General features: G+C 58.8%; 7 protein-coding genes. 3 read left to right on the top strand and 4 right to left on the bottom strand.

Going from position 1 to position 7,175, the window contains the following annotated elements; all coding sequences use genetic code 11:
- Window positions 1-174: 174 nt before the first annotated feature.
- Window positions 175-1,092 carry an AraC family transcriptional regulator N-terminal domain-containing protein gene (locus P3T43_RS08040; protein ID WP_429280497.1) on the bottom strand — a complete coding sequence of 306 codons (918 nt, stop codon included), beginning with the start codon at window positions 1,090-1,092 and terminating at the stop codon, window positions 175-177.
- 215 nt (window positions 1,093-1,307) lie between these two features.
- Here P3T43_RS08040 and P3T43_RS08035 point away from each other — a divergent pair, with 215 nt between their 5' ends.
- Window positions 1,308-2,150: an SDR family oxidoreductase gene (locus P3T43_RS08035; RefSeq protein ID WP_429280496.1), complete on the top strand. Its 843-nt coding sequence runs from the start codon at window positions 1,308-1,310 to the stop codon at window positions 2,148-2,150.
- A 171-nt stretch (window positions 2,151-2,321) separates the two neighbouring features.
- On the opposite strand, the gene P3T43_RS08030 is transcribed toward P3T43_RS08035, so the two are convergent.
- Window positions 2,322-2,555 (bottom strand): alpha/beta fold hydrolase, encoded by a 234-nt coding sequence (locus tag P3T43_RS08030; protein ID WP_429280495.1) that lies wholly within the window; start codon window positions 2,553-2,555, stop codon window positions 2,322-2,324.
- Window positions 2,556-2,588: 33 nt separating this feature from the next.
- Window positions 2,589-3,188 (bottom strand): RBBP9/YdeN family alpha/beta hydrolase, encoded by a 600-nt coding sequence (locus P3T43_RS08025; RefSeq protein ID WP_429280494.1) that lies wholly within the window; start codon window positions 3,186-3,188, stop codon window positions 2,589-2,591.
- Window positions 3,189-3,313: 125 nt separating this feature from the next.
- Here P3T43_RS08025 and P3T43_RS08020 point away from each other — a divergent pair, with 125 nt between their 5' ends.
- Complete coding sequence (locus tag P3T43_RS08020) at window positions 3,314-3,772, top strand: Lrp/AsnC family transcriptional regulator (RefSeq protein ID WP_429280493.1); 459 nt, start codon at window positions 3,314-3,316, stop codon at window positions 3,770-3,772.
- Between the two features lie 225 nt (window positions 3,773-3,997).
- Here the strand turns inward: P3T43_RS08020 and P3T43_RS08015 are convergent, their stop codons facing one another.
- The gene (locus tag P3T43_RS08015) at window positions 3,998-5,161 is read right to left on the bottom strand and encodes an alpha/beta fold hydrolase (RefSeq protein ID WP_429280492.1); all 1,164 of its coding nucleotides are present in this window, start codon (window positions 5,159-5,161) and stop codon (window positions 3,998-4,000) included.
- A 113-nt stretch (window positions 5,162-5,274) separates the two neighbouring features.
- Between P3T43_RS08015 and P3T43_RS08010 the strand changes: the two genes are divergently transcribed.
- Entirely contained in the window at window positions 5,275-6,228 is a 954-nt protein-coding gene (locus P3T43_RS08010) for a LysR family transcriptional regulator (RefSeq protein WP_429280491.1), read from the top strand.
- The last annotated feature ends 947 nt before the right edge of the window (window positions 6,229-7,175 follow it).

Genomic DNA, 7,175 nt, shown 5'->3' with positions numbered 1-7,175 from the left:
GCGATTATCTTGCGGTCTTTCTTAGGGGCATGGTCAGACTACTGTCTGACGCGCGACACGCGGCCATTTAGAGCACGCGTGCTGGGCGAAGGGCAGCAGCCGGCCACTTTCGCCCGTTCGAAAGCATGTGCGAGATCGTCAACAATTGCATCCTGCAATTTACAAACAAGCACATTACTGTAGGCGCAACCGCTTCACATCCTGCTGTGGAGGCGCGCCGAACAGCCGACTGTACTCGCGACTGAACTGCGAGGCGCTTTCGTAGCCAACTTGCATCGCGGCGATTCCCGCATCGACACCCAAGCTGAGCATCAGTTGCCGCGCTTCCTGCAACCGCAGCTGCTTTTGGTATTGCAACGGACTTGTTCCGGTGATGCTTCTGAAGTGCTGACGGAACGTCGAGGGACTCATGTGTGCGTGAGCGGCCAACTCATTTACCCGCATATCCTTCGAAAAATTCTGCTTCAGCCACGCAACCGCCCTTGCGATTTGTTGGCTCGGTGATCCATTGGCTGCAAGGTGCCGCAGTTGAGGGCCATGCGGGCCAGCGAGAAGTCGGACGAGTATCTCCTGTTGATAGAGCGGCGCTAGTTGTGAGGCCAAAACCGGTTTATCCAGCAGTTCGATCAGGCGAACAAGTACATCAACCATCGCGGCATCGAGCGTTTCGATCGTGATGGGCGTGAAAGCGGGTGTTCGAGGTGGATCCGGCAATTGCATTTCCGCAGCTGTCTTCGCAATCTGGCTGCTGTCCAGCGTGAGCATCAGGCCGAGCATTGGTTCTTCAGCACTACCGCCGGTGACGTGTGAGATCACTGGCAGGTCGATGCTCACCAGCATCGACTGACCGGGGCCGTAGTTCACTACCTCCGTTCCTATCAACGCTTGCTTATGACCTTGTGCAACTACGCCCAACCCTAGACTGAAGATGCAATGCAATGGCTCCGTTGGCCTCTTTCTGCGGTGAAGGGAAAGGGCTGATATCGCCGTGGCGTAGTCGCCGTCAGACTGGGCAAAGCGCGCAATCGCTTGCGCGAGGCCGTCCGTGCGGACCTTTGGCACATTAAACGGATCGGAAGTCCTTTGGTTCATGAGAAATGTCCCCCGCCAATAAGATCAAATCACTTTACTCCAATGGGGCGGCGCCCTCGAAGTTTTGCGCGTGCTTCGTCAGTTTAGGCAAGAAGAGCGGCGTTTTCGGCAACCTCCCCGAGTTCATACGCGCGACACTGGACCTGTCGAATTGAATTTCCTATCCCGATGCCTGAGTTCCGGTTCGGCATCAAACACACAAAAGGATCAGTGCAATGAATACCAGGAAAGTTTGGCTTGTCACCGGCGCCGGGCGCGGCATGGGCGTAGAGATTGTCAAGGCTGCGCTGGTAGCCGGCCACTACGTTGTGGCGACTGGCCGCGATGTTCAAAAGGTAAGGAACGCTATCGGCGATCATGACAATCTGTTAATTGCGACCCTTGACGTGACCAGTCCGGCCGACGCCAATGCCGCCGTCGAATCTGCCGTTCAAAAGTTCGGGCGCATCGACGCCCTGGTCAACAATGCTGGCAACTTCTACGGTGGTTTCTTCGAGGAGCTTAGCCCAGGCCAGGTTCGTAGCCAGATGGAAACACTGCTGTTCGGTCCGATGAATGTTACGAGAGCCGTGTTGCCGGTGATGCGCAAGCAGCGCTCTGGCCTCGTGGTCACGCTCTCATCGGTGGCTGGGATTACGGGGCTCGTCTTCTGCAGCGCATATGCTGCTGCGAAGTTTGGCATTGAAGGATGGATGGAGTCGCTGGCACAGGAAATCGCTCCCTTTGGCATTCGCACTATGCTGGTAGAGCCGGGGTTTTTCCGAACAGATCTCCTGAGCGCAGACTCAACTACCTATGCAGAGCTTTCGATCGAAGACTACGCCTCGCGCACCGCTGAGACCGTGGCCGCGTGGAAGGGTATGAACGGCAAGCAGGGGGGCGATCCTGCCAAGCTTGCCGTAACGCTCGTGGAGCTGACTGCACAGGATGAGCCTCCAGCGCGGTTCGCCGCAGGCGCGGACGCTGTCGAGGCCCTTGAGGGCAAGGCGAATACGTTGCTCGCTCAGGCGAATGCTCACCGCGAGTTGTCCTCATCCCTCTCGTATTCTTCGGAATAAATCGAGCGTTGCTGCTTTCGGCGATTCTTCGCGTCCTTGCAATCAATAAGCAACGTCCGCTGCGGAGTAAGTTGAATGGCCGCAACGGGTCGCGGGCACCTATCGCCGTCAGGCAGGGCGGCGGCAGGAGGTCCGCTAGATGATTTTCAATCTCTTCACCGAGGCACGATTTCAGCGCTTCGGCGCCGAGTGGCCGACGACATCGACCGGCATCTCGTCGAAGTGCTCGACGATAAATGAATGGAGATGCTCGACTTGTGCCGGCAGCGAAATTGCCCGCATTGGCACCGCACAGTAATTGCCATAGCCCAACAGGTCTGGTGACTCGTATCGTGTGTTCCAGCCAGGAACATCTAACCTGCCGATAAAGCCATGAATAAAGACAACCGCTGAACGATGTTCCATATCTTTCTTTAAATTTCTTCGATACCCCGTTATTTACCCCAGCCCAACGCCGAGGTTAAACGACGAGCGGAGACGGGACCGGAAGTCGTCTGAGTCACCTTCTTGGCTCAGCGATTGCAGCAGTCTGAATCCTTCAGGCCAGTCGCCCAGCTTGCTATCTGCATTGAGATGTCCTAGCCCACCAACTTCGACAAGCTCGCTGCCCCACGCTGTCGCGCAGCGAAGTGCGTGCTCTGTGCTGCCATACGGGTCGTTGGAACTGGATACAAGTACCGTGGGAAAAGGTAGCTGTTTCGATGGCAAAGGAGAAAATCCGGTTGCGGCCGCCACCGGAAACGCCGATGCTGAGGGATCCGGCACTGCGACGAGCAGCGCTCCACGAATTCGGGGCGAATATCGGCTCGCCCAATGCGCCACCGCGAGGCATCCCAGGCTGTGCGCCACGATGAGAGTGTCGTGGTCGCTTTGCGTCAATTGATGTTCGATTGCAGATACCCAATCGTCGCATGCAACCTGATCCCAGTCTTCGACGACGAGTCTCTGCCAGTCGGGATGCGATGCCTCCCATACACTTTGCCAGTGCAGTGGACCGGAATTTCCAATACCAGGAACAACGAACACGGGGTAGACCATCTGCTAGCTCTCAATCATTGAATGAGCCTCCAGTGTAAAAGCACACGAATTCTGGCAACATCCCAAATCGAATGAATCAATGGCCTCAGCCGGTCGAATCGACGGAAATTGCCCCGAACACACAAATGAAACCTAAGCAGATAACGTTGGACCGACTGGATTGGCGAATATTAGAGGCGCTTCAGAGCAACGCGCGCATCAGCAACACCGAACTTGGCAAGCAGATCGGACTTTCGCAGCCAGCCGTCACGGTTCGTATAAAACGACTCGAGGAGCAAGGGGTAATCGAAGGTTACGCGGCGCGGATCAATCCCGGTCTCGTAGGCCGTGGGATTGCAGCCATCGTCCGGATCAGGACCACGCATGCCCAGATCAAACATTGCCTGAGTGCCTTCGACGCAATGCCCGAAATCATTGAGGCGCATCGCATCACAGGCGAAGACTGCTTCATGGTGCGGATTGTGGTCGAAGACATGGCGCAACTGGAGGTGGCGATCGACACGCTGGCGAAGTTCGGGCCGGTGACCACAGCTGTCGTGCTGGCGAGTTATCCCCCAAAGCCGATCTGCGGCTCGCTACTTTGAGCGGCTGCTATGGAGGGAGGTGAGTGTCTGCTGAGGGTCGCCTGGTGTCGATCGAGATCAACGGAGGGCGAGCTGCCGATGCGTTTTGCATGAGTCAGTGCACGGCCAGGAACGGCCGTTCGGCGAGCGACGTGCTCCGGCTTCTGAACGTCCGGCTTCGCTCACTTAAGAGTCGCTCGTTGCGCCCCTTCAAATATGCGAGGGGCGTCACACCTCCGATGCCATTCAGTTCAGCCCTGGCGGATTGGAGATCTGCAATCTCCACCCACCGTCGCGCCCCTTTTTCATAACCTGCGTAGCGGTGCCACGCTCTTCGTGCTCGCGACCGTCCGGTAGCGTCACGTTCAGGGTCCAGTCGAGCAGGACGAGGGCTATGTCGCCGCTCGTCAGTACACGACGCACTTCGTTACGGATGTGCGGGCGCAGTGCCAGCAACTGAGCCAGGCCGATGCGCAAATCGGCAGGGTTTTCTTGTACCACTTCGCCATTCGTCATCCGCATTGTGGCTAGATTGCTAAACGTACCGAGTAGGACATCGAGATCGCCGGCGTTCAGCGCCGCATCGAAAGCGACCGGGACCTCCTCGGGCGAGTTGCACACGACTGACTTGCCCTCGATCGCTGCAACGAATCGAGCGATGAGCCGCGCCACCTCGGCCGGCGCCTCTAGCGGCGACAAGTGTCCCGTTCCGGGCAGGACGTGCATCGCCGCGTGCGGAATGCGAGGCAGCAACTCCGCCTGCAGTGTTGCGACGCGATCCACCTGGTCAAGTTCGCCGGAGATGACGATTGTCGGTGCGTCGATCGACGCCGTCGCCGCGGTAATGTCTTCGCGCATGGCCACGTTTGGCCAACCCGCCTTAGCCTGCGCTGCGGCCCTCAGGCTGTCCTCGATGACTTGCTCGCGGCGAGCGGCGTCGAGCGATTTCGCGGTCAAGACGTGATCGATAACGAATTCGACCGATTCGCGCGTTTGATATGCGCCGGTCAACGTCGCACGTTGCTCGTCGGAAAGGAGCATCGGCGACGGAGGCGACGGCGCGACGAGCACAAGACCTTCGAGCCCGCTCGGCCGACGCGATGCAATAAGTTGAGCAACCTTTCCGCCCATCGAATGACCGACCAGAACGTAACGCCGCAACCCCAGCGCGTCGATAACGCCTTCGGCATCGGCGGCAAGATCGGCAATGCGGTAGCCGTCGGCGGGCGCCTCGGAATCGCCCCAGCCGCGGTGATCGGTGGCAACGATTCGATACCGGTCGGACAATTCGCTTGCTACCCCGTCCCATGTGCGCGACGAGCCCCCGTAGTAGTGCAGGAACACCAGCGCCAACTCGCCGCTGCCCCGCTGCGTGACGTGAATCCGCGTGCCGTTCGATTTGATTACCATTTTCGTGCCCTTGTCCGTTACTGATACCCGAATAGTAGATTCAAGTCCTCGGTTTGATAATTGCCGGATCGGTGTGTTCAGTCGATAATTCAGTTATCGAATCGGAGGGCAAAATGGACCGACTCACGAGCCTCGGAATATTCGTCGCCGCTGTCGAGGAAGGCAGCTTTGCCGCGGCGGCACGCCGCTTCGGGCTATCGGCAGCGATGGCCGGCAAGCACGTGAGCGCCCTCGAGGCCGAACTGAATGCACGGCTACTCCACCGCACCACACGACGCTTGAGTCTGACCGATACCGGCCAGACTTACTACGAACGCTGCAAGCGGATCCTCGAAGCCTTCGATGAAGCGAGGCGGGAAGCGAGCGATTCACAAGGCACGGCGCGCGGTGTGCTGCGCGTCGCGGCGCCTGTGACGTTCGGTGCGATGCACTTGGGTGAGGTTGTGGCGCACTACATGGAGGACCATCCGCACGTCAACGTGGAAGTGCTGCTCGGAGACCGCTACGTCGATCTCATCGATGCGGGCGTTGACGTCGCAATCCGGATCGGACGGCTAGAGGACCCGGGACTTGTGACGCGTCGACTTGCCCCGTGCCGAATGGTCGTGTGTGCGTCTCCCGCCTACCTCAAGCGTCATGGAACGCCGCGCAAGCCGGACGACCTGATGCGTGCACAACGACTTGCGTTCAGCGAGGCCGTGTCGGCCGGAGACTGGACATTGCACGACAGGAAAAACCGCACGCACGTCATCGATGGACCTTGCCGGATGACGGCCAACAACACTCAGATGCTGCTCGCCTCCGCTATCGCCGGAGCGGGCATTGTGTACGGTCCGACCTTCGTGTTCGGAGCGCACATCCGGCGCGGCGAACTCGTAGCGCTGCTGCCGGCCTATCGCGCGGCTGATCTGACGATTCAAGCGGTTTATCCGAGTGCGCGGCGCATACCGCTCAAAGTGCGCCGGTTTGTCGATTACCTCGCCGAGACGTTCGGCGATGAACCGCCTTGGGATCGCAAGGAGATGCCTCAAAAGAGCGGCTGTTCCGGCTTCGAAAGCAGCCGTTGAGGAGGGGCAAGTAAAAGCGGCCGCTCAGGGGCGAGATGTGCTTGACGCGTCGGGCAGCACGCGGCCAGGTGCGGCCACTGACCAAGGCGTCGTTGAAGCCATTCGAATGGCCGCTCAACTGAAGGATGCTGCCGTCTGCCGGTCCGAAATGCGTATGGCTCACAGCAGGTGTCACGGATATCAATGCGACCAACGTTCAGTTGCTCGAGATCATGAAGGCGCCAGACCTCTGACAGCCTCCTCGGTCGCAACCGCGGCAGCACTCGCCGAACCCCGAGGTAACGGGAAAGCCGAAGGCGGCGCAACAGCCCGCACCGCCGCAAAGACAACAGCCGCGACCACAGGCTAAACTCCACTCCCAACCAAAAACTCAGCCACAACAAGGTCAAAAACCTCAGCTTCAATCGCAACCGCGAGCCCAAGCCCTCGGGCGGCCCGTTCAAGCGAAACAAGCGCGACAAATAGTGCGCCGCGCCCCATAGTGAGAGGCGAGAGACCGGCTGACCCAGCGAAACATGGACAAACAAGGAAAATACCGTTACACGAAGCAGCTCATCAGCATGGCCCAACGCGATGGCTGGACGCAAACGGATAACAGTACGCGCAGCCATCGTACAAAAATATGTAGTTTTCTCAGGACGTACCTTCGCATGCAACCCCTTTGCGGCGGCGGCCGCTTTGCAAACGGGACCCGTCACAGGAGTATCTCGGCAAGTCGCGTTAAGCCTACCGGACGAAATCACGCAAAGGCGGCTTGTGCCGCCTTTTTTACCGGCACTGGGCTTCTGCCGTACTATTGACCGGCTGGAACGTAAACCGAGCGTGAATGGAGTGCGACATAATCTATTCGAAGCCGCCAGTTGTCGTGGCGAATCAGGTCAGGCGCGACTTGCAGCGGAAGTTCGAAGGTACATCCCCTAGGCAGTACTGAGCAGACTGCGCGCGCT

This window comes from Paraburkholderia sp. GAS41 (assembly GCF_050436545.1).
Classification (GTDB): domain Bacteria; phylum Pseudomonadota; class Gammaproteobacteria; order Burkholderiales; family Burkholderiaceae; genus Paraburkholderia.
The sequence above is the reverse complement of the archived record's forward strand: the minus strand, read 5'-3'. Positions and strand labels throughout refer to the sequence as shown.

Bases quoted from the DNA above. Each gene is read 5' to 3' on its own strand.
- P3T43_RS08025 (WP_429280494.1), bottom strand. From the start codon at position 3,188: ATGGTCTACCCCGTGTTCGTTGTTCCTGGTATTGGAAATTCCGGTCCA.
- P3T43_RS08030 (WP_429280495.1), bottom strand. From the start codon at position 2,555: ATGGAACATCGTTCAGCGGTTGTCTTTATTCATGGCTTTATCGGCAGG.
- P3T43_RS08010 (WP_429280491.1), top strand. From the start codon at position 5,275: ATGGACCGACTCACGAGCCTCGGAATATTCGTCGCCGCTGTCGAGGAA.
- P3T43_RS08035 (WP_429280496.1), top strand. From the start codon at position 1,308: ATGAATACCAGGAAAGTTTGGCTTGTCACCGGCGCCGGGCGCGGCATG.
- P3T43_RS08020 (WP_429280493.1), top strand. From the start codon at position 3,314: ATGAAACCTAAGCAGATAACGTTGGACCGACTGGATTGGCGAATATTA.
- P3T43_RS08040 (WP_429280497.1), bottom strand. From the start codon at position 1,092: ATGAACCAAAGGACTTCCGATCCGTTTAATGTGCCAAAGGTCCGCACG.
- P3T43_RS08015 (WP_429280492.1), bottom strand. From the start codon at position 5,161: ATGGTAATCAAATCGAACGGCACGCGGATTCACGTCACGCAGCGGGGC.